The following is a 24,893-nucleotide window of genomic DNA, read 5'->3' as shown; positions in this document are numbered from 1 at the left end:
AAGGCAGTGATTATCAAAATGAGTCGTGGTTTAGTTAAACTTTTTATTTACCTCATGGTTTTTACAGTGAGCTTGCCATTGTGGGCGCAAAACACTATTAATAGTGTGCGTGTTTGGCCATCACCTGATAGCACTCGGGTGGTGTTTGATCTCGACGATAAACCCGACTTTAGTTACTTCATGTTAAAAAACCCAAGCCGTTTAGTCGTTGATTTAGAAAATACCGATGAGTTGAAAACATTGCCAGGTGTGCCACCAAAACACCAAATTGTTAGTAAGTTACGCTACTCAAAACCTAAAAATAAACACAGCGTGCGTTTAGTGTTTGAATTAAGCGGACCGGTCAAGCCTGTGGTATTTGCGTTGGCACCTACGGGGCCTTATAAAAACAGGTTAGTGGTCGACTTATACGACAAGAGTCAATCTCAAGGGGCGGTCAGTCCGGCACAAATGGCAGCTAAAAAACGCCAGTTAAGCCAAGAACGCGACATTGTTATTGCCATTGATGCAGGCCATGGTGGTGAAGATCCAGGCTCCATTGGTCCTTCAGGTACTTACGAAAAAGACATCACTTTACAAATTGCCAAGCGTTTAGAGCGCATGATTGATGCTGAGCGCGGTATGATTTCGCGTATGGTTCGTAGTGGCGATTACTTTGTAAAACTTAATACACGTACTAATCGTGCTCGCCAGAAAAAAGCCGATTTTTTTGTTTCTATTCATGCTGATGCGTTTACCAGTCCAGGGCCAAATGGGGCTTCGGTATGGGTGTTGTCGTTGCGACGCGCCAACTCAGAAATAGGTAAATGGATTGAGGATAAAGAAAAGCACTCTGAGTTACTTGGCGGGGCCGCTGATGTTATTAAAGATGCTGCTAATGAAAAGTACTTAGCGCAAGCCTTGCTTGATATGTCGATGGATCATTCAATGAAAACAGGGCTTAATGTTGCAGATGAAGTAATAAAAGAATTAAGAAAAGTAGCAAAAATGCATAAAAAGGCACCGCAACATGCCAGCCTTGCAGTATTAAAGTCGCCAGATATTCCGTCTATTTTAGTTGAAACTGGGTTTATCTCTAATCCACGTGAAGAGCGACTGCTTAAAAGTGCCAACCATCAAGAACGTTTGGCTAAAGCCATGTTTACCTCAATTAAAAATTACTATTTGCGCAACCCACCCGACGACTCTCTGTTTGCGTCATTAAAGTCTCAATACCCAACAAAGCACAAGGTACGTCCGGGGGAGTCATTGAGTATGTTGGCAGGGCGATATGGTGTCAGTATTAATCAAATTAAACAGGTTAATAAGCTCAGTTCAAATACGCTATTTATTGGTCAAGAACTTGATATTCCTCAGAGTTAATTTTAAAAGCGCACAACATTTAGGGTTTTTATGAGTATTGAAATATTACCTGCGCGCTTGGCAAACCAGATTGCGGCGGGTGAAGTTGTTGAGCGTCCTGCATCGGTGGTTAAAGAGTTAGTAGAAAATAGCCTAGATGCAGGCGCGACACGTATTCAAATAGATATTGAGCGCGGTGGTCATAAGCTGATTCGAATTCGTGATAATGGCTCAGGGATTGCAAAAGAGGAGCTCACATTAGCGCTCTCTCGTCATGCTACCAGTAAACTAAAGTCGCTAGACGACTTAGAAAATATTTGTTCTCTAGGCTTTAGAGGTGAAGCTCTCGCGTCCATTAGCTCAGTATCTCGCTTAACCTTAAGCTCTAAGCCCGAACAGCAAGAAGCTGCTTGGCAAGCCTTTGCACAAGGTCGAGATATGGCCGTGGAGGTAAAGCCTGTGGCACATCCCAGCGGTACTACAATTGAAGTAAAAGACTTATTTTTTAATACCCCAGCACGGCGTAAGTTTTTACGTACCGAAAAAACCGAGTTTAGCCATATTGATGAGCTTATAAAGCGGATTGCGCTGAGTCGCTTTGATGTATCAATTACGTTAACTCATAACGAAAAAGTAGTGCGGCAGTATCGCGCTAAAACCGATCCTGCTCAAGCGATTACACGAGTTGCCCAAGTCGCAGGTAAAGCGTTTGCTGAACAGGGACTACATATCCAATCAGGCGAATCAGGGCTGCAACTACATGGTTGGGTGCTGCCAGTTGGCTCGGCCAATACCACACAGTACACCTATGTAAATAATCGTATGATGCGCGACAAACTTATTCTGCATGCTATTCGCCAAGCATTTGAAGAGGTCAGTGGTGAACAAGAGTTACCTGGGTTTGTGATTTATATTGATATAGATCCACGTCAAGTAGATGTGAACGTACATCCTGCTAAACATGAGGTACGCTTTCATCAAGGGCGCTTAGTACACGACTTTATTTTGCAAGCGATTAAACAAGTTGTTGTGCCCCTGCAAGCTGAGTTTGTTAATTCGCCAGCCGCTCACACGCATCATTCCCCGGTTACATCGTTTAACCAAGAATACACGACCAATAGTGAACTTTTTGATTATCCTAAGTCGTCATTACAACCAAGTCATTCGCCATCTACAAGCGGTGCCTCTTATAATGGCAGTCGTCAGGGCGGAGGCAGACAGGTGCGTGCCGAAAGCCAAAATTACCATGATGTAAATGCGTTTTATCAGGGCGTGAATGAGCAACAAGCGCAGCACTTTGATAATCCAGTGCCATTTGTGCAATCAGATGAGACGCAAGTATCAGATACAGCGCTTCGTACTGTCGATATAATAACCATTGAACAGGGCGTTTGTGTGTTTAATGATGAAAATCAACTTTATTGTTCACACTTTAAATATGCGCTAGCAGATGATTGGCTTGCACAAATTAAAGAGCAAGGCAGCCTTGAGGGCAAAGCATTGTTATTACCCGTGCGGGTTAACGTATCAAAACAGGATACTGAGATACTGGCTGCGCAACAATCATGGTTTACTTTGCTTGGTTTTGAACTTTTAATTGAAAAACAGTTTGTTATGGTTAAAAAATTGCCTGTTTGCTTGTACTTACTTGATGTGAGTGCCGCAGTAGATGCCTTACTTGAGGGGTGTAAAGCCCAATTAGAAAGTATTGATAAGTGGTTAGCGTGGCAGGTAAATGTAATACCCACACGGTTCTATGCCAGTAATGCCTTTGCAGCACAGCAAACTCGCTTACAAAATAATGCGCAAACAATTGAACGTTTACGTGAAAAAGCGGTTAAAATAGAATTAAAGTCTTATCTAGCGCAATTTAATTAGGGTATTCGTGTTGAGTAATTTACCGGTCATATTTTTAATGGGCCCCACCGCTGCTGGTAAAACAGCATTGGCAATTTCACTGTGTGAGCATTTAAATACTGAAATTATCAGCGTTGATTCGGCACTGGTTTATAAAGGTATGGATATTGGTACCGCTAAACCGGATGCCGATGAACTAGCACGTGCTCCACATCACTTAATTGACTTACTTGATCCAAGCGAAACCTATTCAGTGGCTGATTTTAGACGCGATGCGATAGAAAAAATTGATAAATTTCATCAACAAGGTAAAGTGCCTGTACTGGTTGGAGGTACAATGATGTACTTTAAAGCCTTAATTGATGGACTATCTCCTTTACCTGAGGCTGATGAGCAGATAAGGGCAGAACTTGAAATGCAGGCGAAACAGCATGGCTGGCCACATTTGTATCAAGAGCTATTAAGAATAGATCCTCAAGCAGCGCAAAAGATGAGTGAAAATGATTCACAACGAATTAATCGCGCTTTAGAGGTTTACCGTATAACAGGTAAAACAATGACTGAATTGCAAAAGCAAAAACAGCCACCTTTACCTTACACTTTTCATCAATTTGCTATTGCTCCAGATGATCGTAAAGAGTTACACCAGCGAATTGCAGAAAGGTTTAAAATAATGATTGAACAGGGGTTTGAAAAAGAAGTTTCGACCCTATATCTACGTGAGGATTTACATCCCAATATGCCTTCTATTCGTTGTGTAGGTTATAGACAGATGTGGGATTACCTTGCGGGTGAAATAGATCACGATGAAATGGTTTTTCGCGGTATTGCTGCCACACGTCAATTGGCTAAGCGTCAATTAACGTGGTTAAGAAGTTGGCCTGACGTTACATGGTTGACAACCGGTGATGAAGAAAACTTGCATCGTGTAGTAAGTTCGCTAAGCTAGTAGTAGTTGGACAAAATTTAGCTTTGTTAAATTAGTTCAGCCACTTAATTATAATAACACCTAGAACGAAGGAATAATAACATGGCAAAAGGCCAATCGTTACAAGACCCATTTTTAAATGCATTACGCCGCGAGCGCATTCCAGTATCAATTTTTTTGGTAAATGGCATAAAATTACAAGGTAAAATTCAGTCATTTGACCAATTTGTAATTTTACTGGAAAACACTGTTAATCAAATGGTGTATAAACATGCAATTTCAACAGTTGTACCTGCACGCGCAGTCAACTTCCAAGGTGTACAGGGAAATGAAGACACTGAAGAAACTGAACCTGGAAACTTTTAAATTAGGAGCGTAATGCTTGTTTGACCGCTATGAATCTGGCGAACAGGCAATTTTAGTCCATATCGACTTACCTAAAGATGGGGATCGTGAAGATCTTCATGAATTAGAAATGTTGGTATCTTCTGCTGGTGTTAGTAGTTTGGCGGTTGTGCAAGGCAGCCGTCAAGCACCACATCCTAAGTTATTTGTCGGTACCGGCAAAGCGGAAGAAATAGCTGAAATTGTCAAAATCCACAATGCCGATGTTGTCATTTTTAACCATCAGTTGAGCCCGTCTCAAGAACGCAATTTAGAGCGTGTTTGTCAATGTCGGGTGCTTGACAGAACAACACTTATTCTTGATATTTTTGCTCAGCGTGCCCGTACTCATGAAGGTAAACTTCAAGTTGAGTTGGCGCAGCTTCGCCATATGTCTACACGCTTAATCCGTGGGTGGACTCACCTTGAGCGCCAAAAAGGGGGGATAGGCTTACGTGGTCCGGGTGAAACGCAGCTAGAAACCGATCGACGTTTATTGCGCGCACGTATTAAAAATATTCGTGCACGACTTGCCAAAGTGGCTGTACAGCGTGAACAAGGTCGACGTGCTCGTACACGTAATGAAATTCCAACAGTGTCGCTGGTGGGCTATACCAATGCCGGAAAATCAACACTGTTTAACTACATTACCGATTCAGATGTGTATGCAGCCGATCAACTATTCGCCACTCTAGATCCAACGCTACGTAAACTCGATATAGGTGATGTTGGCTCCGTTATTTTAGCGGATACTGTAGGGTTTATTCGTCACTTACCGCATGATTTAGTGGCTGCATTTAAAGCAACCCTAACCGAGACGCGTGAAGCCGATTTGCAACTGCATGTGATAGATGTAGCTGACCCTCGCCGAAAAGAAAATATTGAACAGGTACAAGAAGTCCTTAAAGAGATTGAAGCCGACGAGGTACCGCAGTTATTAGTTTATAACAAAATTGATGCGCTTGATGAGGTAACGCCACGTATTGATCGTGATGACGAGGGCCAACCTATAAGAGTATGGCTATCGGCAAAAACTGGCGAAGGCTGTGAATTACTTAGTGAAGCTATCAGCGACTTACTCGCTAAACAAATGCTTAACGAAACACTGTTACTCACACCGCAGTATGGGCGTTTAAGAGCATCGCTATTTAATTTAAGCGCAGTACACAATGAACGGTTTGATGAGCAAGGTAATTGGTTGCTTGATGTACGATTACCTATGATTGAATGGAACCGTTTAATTAAAGATTTTGGCCCTGAAATTGAAAGTTTTATTAGCTGCGATTAAAAACTGCAAGATTAATGTCGGTTTTAGTATAAGAAACGCAGAAGATTTGTTAGATTTAACACAATTTCCGAATTTATTTAGATAACAATGGAGTATAGCTATGGCCTGGAATGAACCGGGTAATAATGGCAATGACAAAGATCCGTGGAATAACAAAGGCGGACGTGATCAAGGCCCACCTGATTTAGACGAGGTGTTCCGTAAATTCAGTAACAAGTTTAACGGCTTATTTGGCGGTAAAAAATCCGGCAATGGTAGCGGTGGTGGACTTGGCGGAGCCGGTATTTCATTTGTACTTATTATCGCTGCAATTGTATGGGCGCTAAGCGGTATTTATACGGTGAAAGAAGCTGAGCGCGGTGTCGTTCTTCAATTTGGTAAGTTTGACCGAATTGCAGATCCAGGCTTGCGTTGGAAAATGACCTTTATTGAAACGGTTATTCCAGTTGATATCGAAGCTGTTCGCTCGTTATCAGCATCAGGTTTTATGCTAACCGAAGATGAAAACGTAGTAAGCGTTGAATTTGAAGTACAGTATCGAGTAATCGACCCTTACTTGTACAAATTTAGTGTTACTAACGCTGACAGCAGCCTTGAAGAAGCATTAGATAGTGCGTTGCGTTACGTTGTTGGTCATTCAAAAATGGACCAAGTACTGACGAACGGCCGTGAAGTTGTGCGTCAAAATACCTGGGATGAGCTAAATCAAATCATCGAACCTTATAATTTAGGTTTAATCGTAACTGACGTTAACTTCAAGGACTCACGTCCACCAATGGAAGTTAAAGATGCGTTTGATGATGCAATTGCAGCCCAAGAGGATGAGCAACGCTTTATTCGTGAAGCAGAAGCGTATGCCCGTGAAATTGAGCCGCGTGCGCGTGGTCAAGTAACTCGTATGACGCAAGAAGCTGAAGGTTACCAAGAACGTATTACTTTAGAAGCGCAAGGTGAAGTGGCTCGTTTTGAGAAATTACTTCCAGAATACCAAGCAGCTAAAGAAGTAACACGTGAGCGTTTATACATAGATACGATGCAAGAAGTGCTGGCTAATAGCTCTAAAGTATTGGTTGATGTTAAAGGCGGTAATAACATGATGTACTTACCACTTGATAAAATCATGGAGAAACAGGGTTCATCAACACGCGTTGCTTTACCAAGCTCAAGCGATATTAACGATTTACGTAACAAAGTAAATACGTCACGCAACAGCACTGTTAATAGTGGTAACGATCGCTTTAACAATGATCGTTTTAACGACGGGAGATAAGAGCAATGAAAAACTTTAGTTTAGTAATCCTATTAGCCGCCATTGTGATGTCTTTCTCGTCGGTGTTCGTGGTCTCTGAAGGTCAAAAAGCGATTGTGCTTTTATTTAGTAAAGTGCAAAAAGACAGCGATGATCAAGCTGTAGTTTATGGTCCGGGTTTACACTTAAAAGTCCCATTTTTTAGCCAAGTACGTCGCATTGATGCACGTATTCAAACGCTAGATGGTACACCAGATCGCTTTGTAACTAGCGAGAAAAAAGACTTAATCGTTGATTCGTTTGTAAAGTGGCGCGTAAACGACTTTAGCTCTTTTTACCTGCGTGCACGTGGTGATAAGCAATACGCTGAAACACTGCTTAAGCAAAAGGTAAACAATGGGCTACGTACTAACTTTGGTACGCGTACTATTCGTGAAATTGTATCTGGTGAGCGTAGCGAGCTGATGGAAGAAGCGTTAGTACAAGCCTCTGAAAGTGCTAGTGAGCTTGGTATTGAAGTACTTGATGTGCGTGTTAAGCAAATTAACTTACCACAAGAGGTGAGTAGCTCTATTTACCAACGTATGCGCGCTGAGCGTACTGCAGTTGCTAAAGAGCACCGCTCTGAAGGTCAGGAAAAAGCCGAAACAATTCGTGCAGGTGTTGACCGTCGTGTAACAGTAATGCTTGCCGATGCAGAACGTAATGCTCGTTCTGTTCGTGGTCAAGGTGATGCTGACGCTGCTGCGATTTACGCTAGTGCTTACAATAAAGACCCTGAGTTCTTTAGCTTTGTTCGCTCTTTAGAAGCTTATAAGCAAACTTTCAAAGGCAAGCAAGACGTGATGGTGTTATCACCGGATAGCGACTTCTTCCAATACATGAAAGGCGCGAAGGCTCAGTAATCATAGCTTTAGTTAAATTTGAAAAAGCCCTGCAATTGCAGGGCTTTTTGTTATCTCAATTTTAAGGCTATAAATGATTGTTATTTATGTGATTATTAGCTAAACACTGATGTTTACTAGCCGCACGAGGAAAAAATAAGCTAAACGGGGTGAACATTGCTTTAGTTTTCTGGTAAAATCTCGTCCTAATTTTCTCTAAGTGAATTTGCAATGGGTAAAAACGTTGTTGTACTAGGCACCCAATGGGGTGACGAAGGTAAGGGTAAGGTAGTTGACCTCCTTACAGATAAAGCATCTTTAGTAGTTCGTTATCAAGGTGGTCATAACGCTGGCCATACTTTAGTGATCGACGGTGAAAAGACAGTTCTACACCTTATTCCATCGGGTGTATTACGTGACAATGTTAAATGTGTGATTGGTAATGGTGTTGTTTTATCACCAGAAGCGCTAATGAAAGAAATTGGCATGCTTGAAGAGCGTGGCGTACCTGTACGTGATCGTCTTTTAATCAGTGAAGCATGTCCGCTAATATTGCCTTTCCATGTTGCATTAGATGTAGCTCGCGAAACTGCGCGTGGCGATAAACCAATCGGTACAACGGGTCGTGGTATCGGTCCAGCGTATGAAGATAAAGTAGCACGTCGTGGTTTACGTGTTGGCGATTTATTCAATCCTGAATTATTTGCTACTAAGTTAAAAGAAGTATTGGAATACCACAACTTCACATTAGTGAACTACTACAAAGTAGATGCTGTGGATTTTCAAAAAACGTTTGATGATGCAATGGCTGTCGCAGACATTTTAAAAGCAATGGTAGTTGATGTAACTGAGCTTTTAGATCAAACGCGTAACGCCGGTGACAACATCTTATTTGAAGGTGCACAAGGTACACTACTTGATATTGATCACGGTACTTACCCTTATGTAACATCTTCAAACACCACCGCTGGTGGCGTTGCTACAGGTGCGGGTTTTGGCCCATTACACCTCGATTATGTACTAGGTATCATTAAAGCGTACACAACACGTGTAGGTTCAGGTCCTTTCCCTACAGAGCTTTACGATGGCCTTGATAAGCAAGACCCAGTAGGTAAGCATTTAGGTGACAAAGGTCATGAGTTTGGTGCTACTACAGGTCGTTTACGTCGTACTGGTTGGTTAGATGCAGTGGCTATGCGCCGTGCAGTCCAAATCAACAGCATTTCAGGATTTTGTTTAACTAAACTTGACGTTTTAGATGGTTTAGAAACACTTAAAATCTGTACTGGTTATAAGCTTGAAGATGGCACTGTGACAAACGTGACACCATTAGCAGCTGAAGGTTACGATAAAGTAACGCCAGTATACGAAGAAATGCCTGGTTGGTCTGAAAATACAGTGGGTGTAACATCGCTTGAAGGTTTACCTAAAGCGGCAATTGATTACATTAAACGTATTGAAGAAATCACTGGCGTACCTGTTGATATTATCTCTACAGGTCCAGATCGTGTTGAAACGATGATACTTCGTAGCCCATTTGCATAATATTGGGTTTATGTTGAAAAAAGCTGCCATGTGCAGCTTTTTTTATGTCTGCAGAAAAGTGACGCTATTAATAGTGGAACGATCTTTGTATATTATTTGGTAAGTTTATTTTTAAAGTGGTTAATATGCGTTTATCTTCTCGTTGCTCTATGTGGTCATTATCACTACTCACACTTTCTTTATTTAATGTAAGCAATAGCTTAGCTGAAGAAAGTCCTGCAGCTGTGCCGCTGTATACTGAATCTGAGTTAATAGCTTTAATTAATGAGAACACTCATCTAGCCCGCGTAAAGGCAGATAATTGCCAGTTAGTACAAGATATAGAAGCGCGAGCCAATAAAATGGCATTGCCATCATATCAATTCCTATACGGTGATATGCTCGCTTATAAAGTGTGTGTTGAGCGTGATGTTGCTTTAGGTGTGTATTACATGAAAAAAGCGGCTGAGCAGGGCTTAGCGGCTGCATTAGAGCAACTAGGTCGCTACTACGACGTTGGGCAGTTGGTCCAAAAAGACAAAACCATGGCAATAACCTACTTACGTGAGGCGTCAGCGCAAGGCAACTTAAAAGCGCAGTTACGATTAGTTGGCTTGTTTAATCAAGGTTATGGTAGTCCAAGAGATTTCGAAGATGCTTATCGTTGGCTGTTTAACACCACGGTAGCCGATAAAGCGACACATAAAAAAATAGAGCGAGCATTAACAAAACTTGCTGAAAAAATGCCAGCCAGTGTCGTTACCCGCGCGCGCTTACCTATGTAACCTAAACTCTGGATAATAAATCTATTTCTGGCTAGAGAGAATAAACCTAATTATGACTATGATTTAATGTTAGTAAATCTCTTAACCAGAGTTCAGGTATGTAAATAAAAAGCGAGAATGCCTTTGTGGCAATCTCGCTTTTTAGTTATTACTCGTCTTTTTTATTGTCTTTGGCTTTGTTATTGGCCGGATCTTTTAATAGCGATATCTTAGGCGGCTGTAACGCAACCACTCGCTCACCTTCTTGTGGTGGCTTTTCCATATCACTGGTAAAAGGCCTCATTTTCACTGGAGCGTCTTCATCACTGTCTTTGTCCCCTTTGAGAATAAACAGTGGAATTGCTTCAGGGTTCATTTCTAAATACTGCTGCCAGCTAAATTCTTCAGAGATTCGTGTTGCACTCACTTTACCGCCTTTGGCTATCACGCTACTTAAACGAGCATATGCGCCGTTTTCACCAAACAAAATTTGTCGTGATAAGAACGTTGCACTGTCTTTATTTGCTTTAGCATGTGATGAAGATGAGCGTAGTGAAAATACATTTTTTTCATTCAATAAATGAGAAAAATACTGCACCCCTAATGCGTTATGATGGCGATTAGGTGAAAGCGCTAAAACACTGCGAATAGTGGTTAAAGGTAAATAGCGTTCAGCATGCTCAGATTGTGGGTTACCGTAATAACAAGGTAAACCATCCATACGTGCCATTTTACAGTTTTCCCAAGCAGGGTCTGATAAATGAACGGGAATGTTTTGTTCTTTCAATCCACGAGCAATAGCACGAGATACATGGTTTGCACCAATAATTAAAATAGTATTAGGGGAGGGCTGGCGCACCCCAAGCAATTTAGCAACAGGGATAGCGGTTAAGCTTTGCAGTACCACAGTGACAATAATAACCGTGAATATCAATGGCACCATTTTTTGTGCATCGGCTACACCGGCTTCGATCATACTTAATGCAAATACAGAACCTACGGCTGCAGCAACTATACCGCGAGGCGCAATCCAAGCCAGCACCAAGCGAGACTTCATTGGTAAATCGGTGCCAAAGGTTGAAATAGCAATACACAATGGGCGCGCAATAAATAACACAATAGCTAAAAATATAAATACGTCGCTGTCGAGCATCATTAAGTCAGATAGTTGTAACCTCGCAGCGAGTAATATAAACAAAGTTGAGATCAGAATCATCGAAAGATCTTCTTTAAACTCAAGCACCGAATCTATTTCTAAGTCATCTTGATTAGCTAACCAAATGCCAAATACAGTCACGGCCAATAAGCCTGACTCATGACTTAAATGGTTTGAAATCGAAAAACTAATTAACACTAACGCTAAAATGCCAAATTTATGTAGCTCAAATGGCAGCCATTCGCGGCGCATTAGTTGCGTTGTGATCCAGCCTGAAACCACACCAATACTCAAACCAACGCCAACGGTTTTAACCAGTGCAACGATAGTGTGGCTAAGCACTTCACCCTGACCAACTAACATCACGGCTTCAAATACTAATACCGCGAATAATGCGCCAATAGGGTCTATGACTATGCCTTCCCAGCGTAAAATACGGTCTATGTCTTGAGTGGGTCGCATTGAGTTAAGCAATGGCGCAATAACCGTTGGTCCGGTTACAACAAGCACAGCGCCAAGTACTGCTGCGACTCGCCAATTTAGCTCTAATAACCAATAGGCGCTTAAACTGATAACGACACAGGTCATAAGCATACCAATAGAACAGAGGTTTCTTACGACTTTACTGATCCCTTTAAGCTCCCGGAAATGTAGTGTTAATGACCCTTCAAATAAAATCACAGCAACACTTAAAGACACCACAGGAAAAAGTAAATCGCCTAATAAAGCATCAGGGTCTAATACGCCAGTAAATGGCCCTAATAAAAGCCCAGTAAGCAACAAAAACAGAATAGCGGGTACTCTGAATGCCCAGGCGACCCATTGGGCTAGCACCGAACACAATGCAATACCGGCTATATAAATTGCTGACATAGAGTAAAAACTCCTTAATATTAATAATGTTTAAAAGTATAACTGTTACCTACCAGTAATACAGTGGGTATACACGTGTAAATTCAATTTAGCTAATAAATAATACTTATTTATTTAGTGTTAACGTCATTTTCTAAAATGTTATCAAAGTTATAGTCTATATAACTCCTATTTATAGTAGTCTAACTGTATGATAGTTAATGTAAAAAACACTCGCTTTAGCAGTGTGGACCTATTTAGCTTGAATTTTAGCCTTGATCTAAGCCGCTACTTTGACGTATTATACTTCGTGTTCGAATAATTAGTTATCTAACCAAGTTTATAGTTTAAATACTTAATCATGTTTGATATAAACATCTTAACTCTCTTACTGATTGTTTTTGCTTTGTTTTGTAATGTTTGAACATACAATATCATTTACCGAACTCTTTGGTATGGTTTTGCTCAAGGTGTTTATTTGCTCAGTGCAGATAAATAAAGGTTTGAGTTGAACTATTACCTTTCAATATTTAATCCCCATCGTGGCGGTTAAATCTCGGTCCTTAAGTCATCACCCTATCTGTTGGTGTACCAGACTTAAGAGGCTCTATGTATGTTGTTAATAAAAAGGCCGCACACAGCCTTTTACAGCGATACATAAACAACACTTTATATTTTTTTAGTTAGTACGATCCGATTTATTTATTGGGTTAATACTATTTATTTTTGCATCTCAATTTAAAACGCTAGTTTTAGAGACGGTGTACGTGTGTGTAAAAAGTGTGGGCAATGATAAACAAATTCGACGCTGTGTTATAAACATAGCGACCTGGTTTCATTCATCTATGTGATGAATACAAATTAAATGGAAAGTTGAGCACTTATGCAAAAGTTAAATTGGCGACGTATCGTACTTAAAGTGGGCAGTGCCTTAATTGCACCCGATCAAGATGGCTGTCGTTCACGTTATTTATTAACCATCGCACAGTTTATTGTTCGCTGTCGCGCACGTGGAATAGAAGTTATTTTAGTTTCATCTGGTTCTGTAGCGGCTGGCTCACACTTATTTCCATCAGAACAACCTCGTTCAGTGGTAATGAAAAAAGCGATGGCAGCAGCAGGACAAACAGAAATGATGGCTATGTGGGATCGTTTCTTTGATTTTCCATCAGCGCAGCTATTATTAACTCATGGTGATTTACGTGACCGTGAGCGTTACCAGAGTATCCGTGAAACCGTATTTACATTGCTAGAGCACGGCGTGCTACCTATCATTAATGAAAATGATGCAGTAACAACAGATGATTTAAAAGTGGGTGATAACGATAATCTATCAGCCATGGTTGCAGCAGCCGCTGATGCCGATGCATTAATGATTTTCTCGGATGTAGATGGCTTGTATGATAAAAACCCAAATTTGCATGACGATGCCGTATTATTGCCTGAAATAAAATCAATTGATGATTCTATTTATGCTATGGCAGGATGTGCTACCAGTGCGGTAGGTACAGGTGGTATGAAAACCAAGATTGAAGCGGCAGAGAAAGCGACTTCACATGGTATTGCAACTTACATTATTAATGGCTTTAAAGAAGAAACCTTTACTCGCTTGTTAGCCGGTGAAAACCCAGGAAGTGTATTCTTGCCTTATGAAAAACCAATGCAAGATTCTATTCACTGGATGACACACACCGCTAATGAACAGGGTGAAGTTGTTGTAGATGGATCGTTCGATGATTCATTAGAAGGTGAAGACGGCTGCTTACGTGGCGATGAGATCAGAGAAGTACATGGCGAGTTTGCTGTGGGCGACACTATCTTAGTGCGCAGTGAAGATGGTACGCGTTTAGCTAAAGCCACAGCAAATTACAGTAGCTGCTTGTTAAACTTTATTGCAGATAACGAGCAGAGTGAATTCAGCGAAAAAATGCAGGATTCAATTGGACCAATTATTTCAGAAAAAGATATCGCATTATTGGAGAAGTCATGAGTTTAATTACGGATATATCACGCCAAGCAGCAAAGGCTGCACATACACTTGCTTTACTCGATACCGAGACTAAAAACAAAGTGTTAACCGATATGGCAGCGGCATTAAGAGATCAAAAAGAATTTATAATTAAAGAAAACGAAAGTGACCTAAGCGCTGCACGCGACAATAATTTAGCAGCATCAATGATAGACCGTCTAACATTGAATGATGAGCGTATTGAAGCCATGGCTGAAGGTATCGAAGTGATTGTTTCACTTGATGATCCTGTTGGTCAGTTACGTGACATTACTGAGCGCCCTAATGGGATTAAAATTCGTAAAATGCGTGTACCACTAGGTGTGGTATGTATGATTTATGAAGCGCGTCCTAATGTAACGGCTGACGCGGGTGCATTATGCTTTAAATCAGGCAATGGTGTTATTTTACGCGGTGGTAAAGAAGCGCTTAAAAGCTCACAAGCCATTGCCAGTGTAATGCATAGCGTGCTTACTAAACATGGTCTACCAACGGCGTTAATTTCAGTGATCCCAGATCCTGACCGCGCCTTGCTCATGGAATTGATGCAACAACGCGATAGCATTGACTTAATCATCCCTCGTGGCGGTGAAGGCCTAATCAACTATGTTACTGAAAACAGCACAATCCCTGTTATTCAGCACTTTAAAGGCGTTTGTCATTTATATGTAGATAAAGATGCTGATTTAGAAGTAGCGCTCAATCTACTGCTAAATGGCAAGACTCAACGTACTGGCGTATGTAATGCACTAGAGGGTTTAGTGGTACACCAAGATGTAGCTGATGAGTTTTTAAATCTGTGTGCAGTTGTGCTTCGTCAAGAAGGTGTAAAAATTAATGCTGATGCCAAGGCGGCTGAGTACTTTGATAACGCTACTGTACTTGCTGATAACGAATTTGGCGAAGAGTACTTAGACCTAGAGTTAGCAATTCGCATTGTGCCAAGTTTTGATGCAGCGGTTGAACACATTGCTCAATTTGGTTCAAATCATACTGAAGTTATCTGTACTAAGAACGATGCGGCAGCAGAGTTATTTCAGCGTAGTGTGGATGCGTCGGTTGTTATGGTTAATGCGTCATCACGCTTTTCTGATGGCTCACAACTAGGCTTAGGGGCAGAGATTGGTATTGCAACGACCAAGCTACATGCTTATGGCCCTATGGGGCTTGAGTCATTAACCACTGAAAAATATTTAGTGAATGGTGTTGGTCAAGTTCGCGAATAACTTACCCAACCTTATAAACGATAAAAATGCCGGGCTTTGCTCGGCATTTTTGATCTCGATTTAGCAAAATCAAACAATTAAGCAAACAAAGAGATTAAAAAATACAAAGCATTATTAACAGAGACGTTTATTTAGAATATAAAAATAAGGATATTACTTAAAGGAGAAGGTAGGAAAGTGGTGGAGCTAAGCAGGATCGAACTGCTGACCTCCTGCGTGCAAGGCAGGCGCTCTCCCAGCTGAGCTATAGCCCCACATTCCTAATTTACATATACTGTAAATGCTTAAGTGCTGAGTCTTAAGCGGGGTGAACTTTAAATATTTTTACGTTTTTGGTCAAGTATTTTTTCACAAATTTTTCCGTTTTAACTAATTTTTGTTAAACTCGGCCTCAATATTTACTAAAACGACAATACATAATGAAAAAATACGCTTTAGTTTTAATGGTTTTCCTTTTTGGTTGTGCCAGTTCGGTAGATGAGCCTCCTTATGAAATTAATAATAAACAATTTTATGACACCCTTGATGAGCAAGGTAACAAGCTTTTTGCCTATGTGGTCTCTGTAAAGGCTAAGAGCCGCGAGCAAATTAATATCAATAAAAAGCTAACCCGAAGCGATGTAAAGCGTTTTGCCGAACAAGAGCATTTTGAAGAGTCGAGCGTGCTTAAGTTGCAATTAGAAGATCAAGCGGTAGAGTTTCTTAATAAAGAGCTTGCACAACGTAACTATTGTGCAGACAAGCATGAAATAAACGAAGTGCTATGGCGTGATTTAAGTGTGCAATTAAGAGGGCGTTGTTTGTAGTATGTTAGCGGATAAACAAAAATTAGCGGCGGTGTTAGCTCAGCTTGATATTAACTATGATGTAATTGAGCATCCAGCGTTACATGGTAGCTTAGATGCCGATGAGCTGATGGTGAATCGCCCAGGAACACGATTAAAAAATCTATTTTTGCGGGATAACGAAGGTAAGCGCCATTTTTTAGCGATCACCGCGCACGATAAACAACTCGATTTAAAATCACTTTCTAAACAACAAGGACTATCGCGTTTAGGGTTTGCCTCTAATGAGCGCTTGGCTAAGTATCTAAAGGTTGCGCCGGGCTGTGTATCGATGCTCAGCTTAATGAACGATAAGCAACGAGATGTAACGCTCTGGCTTGATCAGGATATTTGGTTTGGCGACTTATTTCATTGCCATCCATTTATAAATACCCAAACATGGCTATTAACTAAGCCTGATTTACTGCGTTTCTTTGATTTTACTGAACATCAGCCTAGGGTAATGTTTTTGCCATCGCGCTGAGCCCACAAAATAAGCCCCAGCCCACATAAGCAAACCGCAAGAAGTGTTGCCATAAACGCGGTTTGCCCATGCGTTTGATAAACCACCCCAGGTAATAATGACCCTAGTGCGCCACCGCTGTAATAAAATGACACGTAACAACCATTAGTAACACTCGGTGGAGCGTGACTAATTTTATTAGCTAGTGGGGCCGCCGTTGAATGAATTACAAACATAGCGCCACAAAAGAGTGTGAATGCAACTAAAAACAACATCAGTGAATGGCTCATTAATAACACAATACTAAGGTTATAAAATAGGAATACCGCTGCCAACAAGCGCCAAGCTGAGGTCATTTTTTTTAATAACCACGGGGTAAAAATAGAGGCTAACGCGCCAATTAGATAACCGCTATAAACTAAGCCAATGTCGCGGGTGTTATTAATTAAAAAGGTCTTTTTTAAAATAAAAGGCAAGTAGTTTAATAGCGCTGCAAAGCAAAAAAACATACAAAATATGGCACCATAGAGCTTAAGTGCTGAGCCTTCTTTAAGTTGTTTAATATAATCCAATGGTGATAACACCTCATTGGAGTTACTCAGGACAAAGCGTTTATGGGGAATACTGAGCGCGAGTATTATCAGCACGGCAGCAATTAAGTAATAAAAACTTTGCCATGACCACAGGTCGCTAAAGAGCGCAGCCAATACTCGGCCAAAATAACCACCGACAATTGTACTACCAATATAAAGAGTCATATTTTTTTGCAATGTATCGGCTTGATAACTCATACCAATATAACTGGTCATAGCGGTCAGTGCGGCAGGCAAAGTCAACCCCTGTAAAAACCGAACCAGTAACAGCAGCTCAAAGCTAGGGGCATAAATAAATAATATACAGCCCACACCGAGGAATAACATTGCAGTGCGTAAAATTAATAATGGGTTTCGCTTGGCTAAAAACAACCCATACACCAAAGGGGCAATGGCTAAAGGCAGCATAGTGGCAGTCATTAAGCTGCCCGCAATGGCAGGCGCTACATTAAATTCAGTGGCAAATAAACTTAACAATGGCTGTGGTGCGTATAAAACAAAAAAAATGAAAACAGAACAAAAGAGTAAGTGAGGTAAGCGCATCGACTGCCGTTAACATTGCTTATTAGTTGAACCGCATTATATCCTAGGGTTTTCATAAATTAATCTTTATTGCGCTAAATCATGCTTTGTTTTCAGTAGTTTGTTAGATTAATACCAATAGCGCTGTTATTTACGCTCGTTGGTGATTAAAATAGCATTAATATTCGTTTTTAGTGGGAACACGCCATGGGGTCACTACAAGAGCAATTGCTCCAAGCTGGTTTAACAACATCACATAAAGCCAAAGTTGCTAAATCAGAAAAGCGCAAGCAACAGAAAAAGCAAAAGAAGGGAGCGACAAGTAACCCAAATGATTTGCAAAAACATATTCAGCAAACCAAGCTTGAGCAGCAGCAAAAAGCCGAAGAGCTTAACAAAACGCGCCAAGAAGAATTAAAGCAACGCGAGCAAGTAGCCCGTGTTAAGCAAATTCTAGAGCATCATAATCAAGAATCAATTCGCGGTGAGCGTACCTTTAACTTTACTTATGAAAATAAAGTGAAAGGGCTTGATGTGAATGAGAAAACGCAAAAGGCGCTCTCGGGCGGACGTTTAGCTATTTGTGTATTAGAAGGCCAGTTTTACGTATTAGAAGACGAGCCTGCACGCAAAGTGGCTGAGGTTGATGAAAAGTATATTGTGTTTCATGTCGAACCTGAGAACAAAGCTAAAGACGAAGACGATCCTTATGCTGATTTTGAAGTGCCAGACGATCTTATTTGGTAGGGTGTTATTAAGTATCTGCTCAGCTAAGGCAAGCTAATATTTGTTTTATGAGGGATACACGTATTTGTTCTGATTGATCGTCAAACCTTATCAAGGACGTATGCTTTTTAAAGATTTATTGACTACAATTATCACAACCGTTTTTTTTAACCGTAAAAAGAAGAGTAAATACAATGAGCAAGATAAAAACACTTTTATTAGGCGCGGGTATTGGTTTAGCCGCAAGTTTTTCATTTTCAGCAGCCGCTGCTGATGGCGCTGCACTTTACACCGCTAAAAATTGTCAAACATGTCATGGTGCAGATGGTAAAGCACCTATTATGGCGATGTACCCTAAACTAAATGGTCAAAACAAAGAGTATTTAGTAGCGCAAATGAAAGACATCAAGTCAGGCGCACGTAGCAATGGTATGTCTATGGCGATGAAAGCAATGGTTGCGACTGTGACTGATGAAGAATTTGAAGCAATTGCCGATTACCTATCAAAAGTAAAATAATCGCTAACGCAATCTAAAAAGAGCCACACCTTTGTGTGGCTTTTTTATTTGGTGATTGCCATCATGCGAATACTCATTTAGACTTCTAAACATCTACAATCACTAGCGCTATGCTGTGTTTTAAAAGGCTTGTTATGTTTGATTTACCCCAGCTCGATTTAAAAAATAAAGTATCAGAACAAGAGTGGCAACTACGTATTGATTTAGCCGCATGTTATCGATTGGTAGACCATTTTCGTTGGGGGGATTTAATTTATACGCACCTTTCTGCTCGCTTACCGGGTACGGATCATTATTTAGTAAACGCGTTTGGTTTAACGTTTGATGAGATCACTGCATCTAACTTAGTTAAAGTCGATTTAAATGGCCGCATTATTGACGATACTCCATTTGATATTAACCCTGCGGGGTTCACCATTCACAGTGCCATTCATGAAGTACGCGAGGATGCCCATTGCGTCATACACCTGCACACCAAAGAAACCATTGCAGTTGCAACACAAAAAGAAGGGCTGTTACCGTTAAGTCAGTATTCGATGTTTTCATTACCTTCTCTGTCTTACCATGGTTATGAAGGTCTAGCGGTGAATGATGATGAGCGTAAACGCCTGCAAACAGATTTAGGCACCACCAATCATATGCTATTGGTGAACCACGGCGGCTTAACGGTAGGGCCAACAGTAGGTGATGCGTTTATGCGCTTTTATGACCTTCAGCGTGCCTGTGAAATACAGTTAGCTATTCAATCAAGTGCACAACAAGCGATTGCAGTACCGCAAGCTATTATTGATAACATTTATAACCAAGCGAACGTTGTTCACAGCGGCAGTACTGGGGGGCAGCTAGCATGGCCTGCCATGTTACGAAAAGCGTATCGTCTTGACCCAAGTTTTGCAAAGTAACCAATAAAGGTTAATAAGGAATTTTTTATGAAAGTAAATCGCGTTGAAGTCTTTGATATTCATTGTCCTGAACGTCCTGCATGGACGCCGGTATTTGTTCGCATTCATACCGATGAAGGGATTAGCGGTGTAGGTGAAGCCGGCCTTGCCTATGACCTAGGTCACAGCGCTGCCGCTGCGATGATCAAAGAAATGGCCGATGCCTTTTTAATTGGCCATGACCCTTTTCAAACTGAAAAACTATGGTCACGTATGTTGCGTGAAAGCTTTTGGGGTTTAGGCGGTGGGCCTGTAGTTTATGCAGCAATGAGTGCAATTGATACGGCGCTTTGGGATATAAAAGGTAAAGCATTGGGTTTACCTGTTTATCAGTTACTTGGTGGTAAAGTTAACGACAAACTACGTACTTATGCATCACAGTTACAGTTTGACTGGGACAGCGAATTTAAAGCATTGGTGCAGCCACAAGAATATGCCGAAGCGGCGCTTAAGGCAATTGCAGAAGGTTACGATGCAGTAAAAGTTGACCCAATTCAATATGATAAAGATGGCAATACCTATTACGATCGTACAAATATTATTTCCCGCCCAGAAATGAAACTATACCGTGCCCGTATGCAAGCTATTCGTGAAGCCGTGGGTGACGAAGTCGATATTATTTTTGAATGCCACAGTTTACCGGGTGCGACATCAGCAATTCAAATTGGTGAGATTGCAGAAGAATTCGACTGTATGTATTTTGAAGAGCCAGTGAATTATTTGAACCATTCGTTACATGCCAAAGTGGCTGATAAAGTGGCTGTACCTATTGCAGGCGGCGAGCGCTTATATAACCGTTGGGGCGTGCGTCCATATTTGGAAGATCAAAGTATTGATGTATTGCAGCCAGATATTGGTTTATGTGGTGGCTTTACTGAAACAAAAAAAGTATGTGATTACGCCGATATATTTGACGTGCGTATTCAGGCACACGTATGTGGTGGGCCGGTTGCAACCGCGGCAGCATTGCACTTAGAAACAGCGATCCCTAACTTTTTAATCCATGAACATCATACTTATGCGATTAAAAAGTGGAACCGAGAATTATGCTTGCAAGATCCACAACCTAAAAATGGCTTTTTTGAAGTATCAGAAGAACCAGGTCTTGGGATTGAGCTTAATGATGAAATTGTAATGCGCTCACAACGTGTAGAAATAAAATAAATAACCTGAACTCTGCTTGAGATGGATTTATTATCCAGAGTTCAGGTTAAATAGCTCTATTTATGAATAGCCGGTAAGTGATAACTCACTTACCGGCTTTTTTATCGCTGTGGATTTATTTTACAAAGTACCTGTTTTAGTTCGATGGTTGCTTTGCTATCAAGATGGCGAACAAAACAGCGCTCTCCCTTAATCATCAGTTCAAACTGATCCGGCATATTAAGCTGCTTGCCCATAATCGGATTTCCCTGAGGGTCTTTGTGATTAAGTTGCTCAAGTGTAACTGTGCTTGAGGTTACAAAAACGTCATCGGCTAATTGAACCTGCGAGCTATGTAGCAGTTGCGTAATAGCCTCGGCTACTTTAGCGCTATTTGGCTCAACCAGTAACGCATGTTGCAACTTAGGTGTGGGTTCTGAGCTTTGCGCTAAGCAACCCGTTAGCCCTAATGTCGCTGCAGCCATGCTTATTGCTAATAAAATCTTCATTGCTTATCTCATGTTATCGCTAAGAATAATATTCTGTTTAAGTACAGTCTGAATTCGCGCGTCTTTTACTTCAGGCATATCGGTGGCGATAGTGGGCGCAAAACCAAGAACACTATTTATCGAGCTTGGAGCTGGGCAACTGCCGGTTGCTCTATAGCTCAGCGCAGTATCGAGTAAACCTTCACTAGCATCACCTAAGCGTTTAGTAAAGTCATCAGCAACAGCACACCCCGCAATACGAACCGGTTGGCGTACGTCATCAATAGTATTTTGCGGTGCAAAGCCATCTGAATACTCACCAAAACCTTTGTTGTTTTCGCCAGTAAATTGAATGGTAAAATAAGTGGTGTCGCAGTTATCGGTAGGGTAAAAGCCATAGGGTTTACCACAGGTGCCTGCGCCTATCTGAATAATTTCAACATCTGCTCCGCGCAGCCCGTTAATAATAGCCTCACTAGCCGAGCAGGTACTGCTGGTGGTGAGTAAAAATACCCTTTCCAAGTTCAAGGTGGGTAACGGCGTGCCTGCTACAATTGCAGGATTGCTTTCAAAACCAACAAAACGATTTGTAAAAGGCATCGGTGTCAGTGTTTGCCCTGTCACAGGGTTAGTATTGGGGTATTTATCGTTAAAAATAGTGCGTTCAAATATTTTGCCCTGCGTGTTACTGCCCCCTACCATGTAGCCTACTTGGCTAGCCATTTGTAATAGTCCCCCTCCGTTATAGCGCACGTCAATGACTAAATCTTTAATGCTACTGGCAGCGAGTTGGTTAAAGGCGTTGTAAAGCTGTGTCTCGGCTATAGCGTTGTGGCTATTAAATTGAAAATAACCTACATCACCGTTTGCTAAATCAGTACGAACATTCATTACTGGTTGCGATTCGATATTTTGAGACGTGAGCGTAACAGTGCGATTTTCATTGGTACTGATATCCCTAAATACAAATTCGGTAACTTTACCGGTTTGCTCGGGGAATAAACCTGCATTAATAATACCTACCTCGCTCGATGAGGTGGTGTTAATAAAATCAACGCCATCAACTTCTAAAAGCTCAAAACCACGAATAATATTTTGATTACTAGCTGGGGTATTTGGTTCGGTGTAGCTAACAACTGCTTGGCGTGGCGCACTACCTGCAATTATTTTTATGTTAAAGCCATAACCAAAGCTCAGGCCAGATTGGCTTTGTCTTTGCCACTCATCGGTCGGCAAACTAAAGTGAAAATTATCTTTTTGCGCACCCGATTCAGTCAGTTGCTCAGTTTTTAAAGTATTAAAGTAATCAATAACGCCTGACGTTAATGCCGGATTGGTATCAATAATTTCGTCATACCATAGGTAGGTTTCGTTACTCCAAGAGCGTAGCCAGTTTTTTTCATTAATTGCTTGGCATTGACCTTTAAATTGTCCTGAGCTAGCAAATACACCTGAAGTCCAGCCGCTATTATCCGTTGTTGGGTTGGTCGCATTGTCGCTACCTCCACCGCCACAACCTGTTAAGAAAGCGGCTAGCGAAAAAGGGAGTAATGTGTATTTAAGAGAAGATGAATTAAAAATGGCCATACGCATGCTCGTTTTTTAAACTGTTGAGCTAAATATAGCGGTTTTTATTTAGAGTTGATAGAGGCGCGCTGCATTTTTGTAACTCAGGTGCTGCCAGATAATAGTATCGTCACATAGAGTGCGGTAATGTTGCCATAACTCATTGTAGTTAATGTTAATTTGGCACACGGGGAAGTTGCTAGCAAACATCACTCTTTGCATACCAAAATGCTTTAATATATGTTTAAAACATTGGCTTTGCTGCTCGCTATTAAGCATGAGTAACTCAAAACCTGAAAACTTAATCGCAACATTAGGCTGCTTTGCAAGTAGTTCAATTGCAGCTGTCCAGTTAGCAAGGTTGTGTGCAAGCCCAGTGTGATTAATGATTATTTGTAAGTCACTAACTTGGTTGGCATAAGAAATGAGCCGCTCGGTGATGTTGAGGTTTTCTACTTCAAATTGGGCTTCAAAATGCAGCTTTAATTGGCTCAAGTGCCGCAGGTTATCGAGGCAATGTGGGCTCAATAAGCGCTCAGCATCATGACCTTCAGTGATATCTCTAATGCCTACAAGAGAGCAATGTTCTAGCTGCTGAAGTGCTAGTTTAAATGCGTTATTTGGCTGGTTAATTGTTGCAAAGCTAATCGCTTTATAAGGTATGGTTTTAATATGGTTGGCTAACCAGTTTAACTCTTTAACGGGCTGGTTATTATCAAAGCCTGCTTCTATGTGCACTAAACCAACGAGTTCAAAGTCCGTATTTTTGATTAGTTTAGCAACGCTAATCGGTTGTTTTATTTTATCTAAGTTAGGCCAAGCGGGTGGGTTAGCACCTTGCAGCCAGGTGTATTGACCCTCCAGCAAATTAAAAAAGTGCAGATGCGGGTCAATAATTTTAGTGCTCATTGTGCTGTGTAGCCGCCATCAATACGTTGCAAGCTGCCAGTAATAAAGCTGGCATCTGCACTTACTAAAAAGCTTACCAGTGCAGCTACTTCATCGGCTTGGCCTAAACGGTTGAGCGGTTGTAAGGCGGCTTCTTCTGCAACAATATCGGTTTTGTTAGCACCACTTCTTTTACAATATGCATCAATTGCATTATGAAATAACGGTGTTTCTATGGTGCCAGGGCACACTGCATTAGCGCGAATATTAAAGCTTGCGTAATCCAAGGCGGTGGTTTTAGCCATTGAAGCCAATGCATGTTTAGTCAGGTTATAAGCAAATGAGTTTTGTTTACCAATAATGGCCTGATCTGAGGCAATTAACACAATAGCGCCATCTTGCTGTGCTTTCATGGCTGGTAATACGCTTTGTATAGCCGCGTACGCACCTTTAACATTAAGTGCCATTAGCGCATCGAATGTCGCTTCATCGGTTTGCTCAATTGTGGCACTTAAATGTTTACCAGCATTTGAAACAAGTACATCAATTCGTTGTGTTTTTTCAATAATAGCCTGTATACACTGGCGTACGGCGGTTACATCACTAACATCACATTGATGAAAAACACCACTCTCACTGGGCTCAATATCTAAGTTATGAACCTGATAGCCGCTCGTTAATAATCGCTGTACCACAGCAAAGCCAATGCCTTTAGAGCCACCGGTTACTATTGCAACTTTTGACATACTTGTTCCTTTAA

The 24,893-nt window shown here is 41.2% G+C and carries 23 protein-coding genes and 1 tRNA gene; 17 read left to right on the top strand and 7 right to left on the bottom strand.

The window, feature by feature from the left end:
• Positions 1-18 precede the first annotated feature (18 nt).
• The 9 genes from BW139_RS09075 to BW139_RS09035 all read left to right on the top strand — a co-directional run bounded on the left by BW139_RS09075 (position 19) and on the right by BW139_RS09035 (position 10,240).
• Complete coding sequence (locus BW139_RS09075) at positions 19-1,362, top strand: N-acetylmuramoyl-L-alanine amidase (RefSeq protein WP_076919429.1); 1,344 nt, start codon at positions 19-21, stop codon at positions 1,360-1,362.
• 30 nt (positions 1,363-1,392) lie between these two features.
• Positions 1,393-3,219 carry a DNA mismatch repair endonuclease MutL gene (gene mutL / locus BW139_RS09070; protein WP_076919428.1) on the top strand — a complete coding sequence of 609 codons (1,827 nt, stop codon included), beginning with the start codon at positions 1,393-1,395 and terminating at the stop codon, positions 3,217-3,219.
• A 10-nt stretch (positions 3,220-3,229) separates the two neighbouring features.
• Entirely contained in the window at positions 3,230-4,147 is a 918-nt protein-coding gene (miaA, locus tag BW139_RS09065; protein ID WP_008113495.1) for a tRNA (adenosine(37)-N6)-dimethylallyltransferase MiaA, read from the top strand.
• An 81-nt stretch (positions 4,148-4,228) separates the two neighbouring features.
• Positions 4,229-4,492 carry an RNA chaperone Hfq gene (gene hfq, locus BW139_RS09060; protein ID WP_008113494.1) on the top strand — a complete coding sequence of 88 codons (264 nt, stop codon included), beginning with the start codon at positions 4,229-4,231 and terminating at the stop codon, positions 4,490-4,492.
• A gap of 16 nt (positions 4,493-4,508) precedes the next feature.
• The gene (gene hflX, locus BW139_RS09055; protein WP_076919427.1) at positions 4,509-5,798 is read left to right on the top strand and encodes a ribosome rescue GTPase HflX; all 1,290 of its coding nucleotides are present in this window, start codon (positions 4,509-4,511) and stop codon (positions 5,796-5,798) included.
• A gap of 100 nt (positions 5,799-5,898) precedes the next feature.
• Entirely contained in the window at positions 5,899-7,068 is a 1,170-nt protein-coding gene (gene hflK / locus BW139_RS09050) for an FtsH protease activity modulator HflK (RefSeq protein ID WP_008113492.1), read from the top strand.
• A 5-nt stretch (positions 7,069-7,073) separates the two neighbouring features.
• Positions 7,074-7,952: a protease modulator HflC gene (gene hflC / locus BW139_RS09045; protein WP_008113491.1), complete on the top strand. Its 879-nt coding sequence runs from the start codon at positions 7,074-7,076 to the stop codon at positions 7,950-7,952.
• A 210-nt stretch (positions 7,953-8,162) separates the two neighbouring features.
• The gene (locus BW139_RS09040) at positions 8,163-9,476 is read left to right on the top strand and encodes an adenylosuccinate synthase (RefSeq protein WP_008113490.1); all 1,314 of its coding nucleotides are present in this window, start codon (positions 8,163-8,165) and stop codon (positions 9,474-9,476) included.
• A 125-nt stretch (positions 9,477-9,601) separates the two neighbouring features.
• A complete protein-coding gene (locus BW139_RS09035) occupies positions 9,602-10,240 on the top strand; it encodes a tetratricopeptide repeat protein (RefSeq protein WP_076919426.1) in 639 nt (212 codons plus the stop codon).
• A gap of 148 nt (positions 10,241-10,388) precedes the next feature.
• Here BW139_RS09035 and BW139_RS09030 read toward each other — a convergent pair whose 3' ends face one another.
• Positions 10,389-12,248, bottom strand: a complete 1,860-nt coding sequence (locus BW139_RS09030; RefSeq protein WP_008113488.1) for a sodium:proton antiporter — start codon at positions 12,246-12,248, stop codon at positions 10,389-10,391.
• 862 nt (positions 12,249-13,110) lie between these two features.
• On the opposite strand from BW139_RS09030, the gene proB reads away from it, so the two are divergent.
• Positions 13,111-14,217, top strand: a complete 1,107-nt coding sequence (gene proB, locus BW139_RS09025; protein WP_008113486.1) for a glutamate 5-kinase — start codon at positions 13,111-13,113, stop codon at positions 14,215-14,217.
• Positions 14,214-15,461, top strand: coding sequence for a glutamate-5-semialdehyde dehydrogenase (locus BW139_RS09020; RefSeq protein WP_008466301.1), 1,248 nt, complete (start codon positions 14,214-14,216; stop codon positions 15,459-15,461). The genes proB and BW139_RS09020 overlap by 4 nt, the downstream gene beginning before the upstream one ends.
• 178 nt (positions 15,462-15,639) lie before the next feature.
• Here BW139_RS09020 and BW139_RS09015 read toward each other — a convergent pair.
• A tRNA-Ala gene (locus BW139_RS09015) sits at positions 15,640-15,715 on the bottom strand.
• A 165-nt stretch (positions 15,716-15,880) separates the two neighbouring features.
• Here BW139_RS09015 and BW139_RS09010 point away from each other — a divergent pair.
• Positions 15,881-16,267, top strand: coding sequence for a hypothetical protein (locus tag BW139_RS09010; RefSeq protein ID WP_008466302.1), 387 nt, complete (start codon positions 15,881-15,883; stop codon positions 16,265-16,267).
• 1 nt (position 16,268) lies between these two features.
• Positions 16,269-16,769, top strand: a complete 501-nt coding sequence (locus tag BW139_RS09005; protein WP_076919425.1) for a prolyl-tRNA synthetase associated domain-containing protein — start codon at positions 16,269-16,271, stop codon at positions 16,767-16,769.
• Here the strand turns inward: BW139_RS09005 and BW139_RS09000 are convergent.
• Complete coding sequence (locus tag BW139_RS09000; RefSeq protein ID WP_076919424.1) at positions 16,736-17,884, bottom strand: MFS transporter; 1,149 nt, start codon at positions 17,882-17,884, stop codon at positions 16,736-16,738. The genes BW139_RS09005 and BW139_RS09000 overlap by 34 nt on opposite strands.
• A 186-nt stretch (positions 17,885-18,070) precedes the next feature.
• On the opposite strand from BW139_RS09000, the gene BW139_RS08995 reads away from it, so the two are divergent.
• From BW139_RS08995 to BW139_RS08980, 4 genes are all read left to right on the top strand, one after another.
• Positions 18,071-18,610: a DUF2058 domain-containing protein gene (locus tag BW139_RS08995; protein ID WP_008113474.1), complete on the top strand. Its 540-nt coding sequence runs from the start codon at positions 18,071-18,073 to the stop codon at positions 18,608-18,610.
• Between the two features lie 173 nt (positions 18,611-18,783).
• Positions 18,784-19,107, top strand: a complete 324-nt coding sequence (locus BW139_RS08990; protein WP_076919423.1) for a c-type cytochrome — start codon at positions 18,784-18,786, stop codon at positions 19,105-19,107.
• A gap of 134 nt (positions 19,108-19,241) precedes the next feature.
• Positions 19,242-20,009: a class II aldolase/adducin family protein gene (locus BW139_RS08985; protein ID WP_076919422.1), complete on the top strand. Its 768-nt coding sequence runs from the start codon at positions 19,242-19,244 to the stop codon at positions 20,007-20,009.
• 27 nt (positions 20,010-20,036) lie between these two features.
• Entirely contained in the window at positions 20,037-21,212 is a 1,176-nt protein-coding gene (locus tag BW139_RS08980; protein WP_008113468.1) for a mandelate racemase/muconate lactonizing enzyme family protein, read from the top strand.
• A 101-nt stretch (positions 21,213-21,313) separates the two neighbouring features.
• On the opposite strand, the gene BW139_RS08975 is transcribed toward BW139_RS08980, so the two are convergent.
• From BW139_RS08975 to BW139_RS08960, 4 genes are read right to left on the bottom strand one after another with little or no spacing between them, the layout of a single operon-like run.
• Complete coding sequence (locus BW139_RS08975; protein WP_076919421.1) at positions 21,314-21,700, bottom strand: hypothetical protein; 387 nt, start codon at positions 21,698-21,700, stop codon at positions 21,314-21,316.
• 3 nt (positions 21,701-21,703) lie between these two features.
• Positions 21,704-23,266 carry a S41 family peptidase gene (locus BW139_RS08970; protein WP_076919420.1) on the bottom strand — a complete coding sequence of 521 codons (1,563 nt, stop codon included), beginning with the start codon at positions 23,264-23,266 and terminating at the stop codon, positions 21,704-21,706.
• Positions 23,267-23,314: 48 nt separating this feature from the next.
• On the bottom strand, positions 23,315-24,154 hold the full coding sequence (locus tag BW139_RS08965) for an amidohydrolase (protein ID WP_076919419.1): 840 nt from the start codon (positions 24,152-24,154) through the stop codon (positions 23,315-23,317).
• Positions 24,151-24,879 (bottom strand): SDR family NAD(P)-dependent oxidoreductase, encoded by a 729-nt coding sequence (locus BW139_RS08960; protein ID WP_076919418.1) that lies wholly within the window; start codon positions 24,877-24,879, stop codon positions 24,151-24,153. The genes BW139_RS08965 and BW139_RS08960 overlap by 4 nt, the downstream gene beginning before the upstream one ends.
• Positions 24,880-24,893: the final 14 nt, after the last annotated feature.

The organism is Pseudoalteromonas sp. SK18 (genome assembly GCF_001974855.1).
Taxonomy (GTDB): domain Bacteria; phylum Pseudomonadota; class Gammaproteobacteria; order Enterobacterales; family Alteromonadaceae; genus Pseudoalteromonas.
Note: the sequence above shows the minus strand (reverse complement) of the source record. Positions and strands in the feature narration are given on the sequence as shown.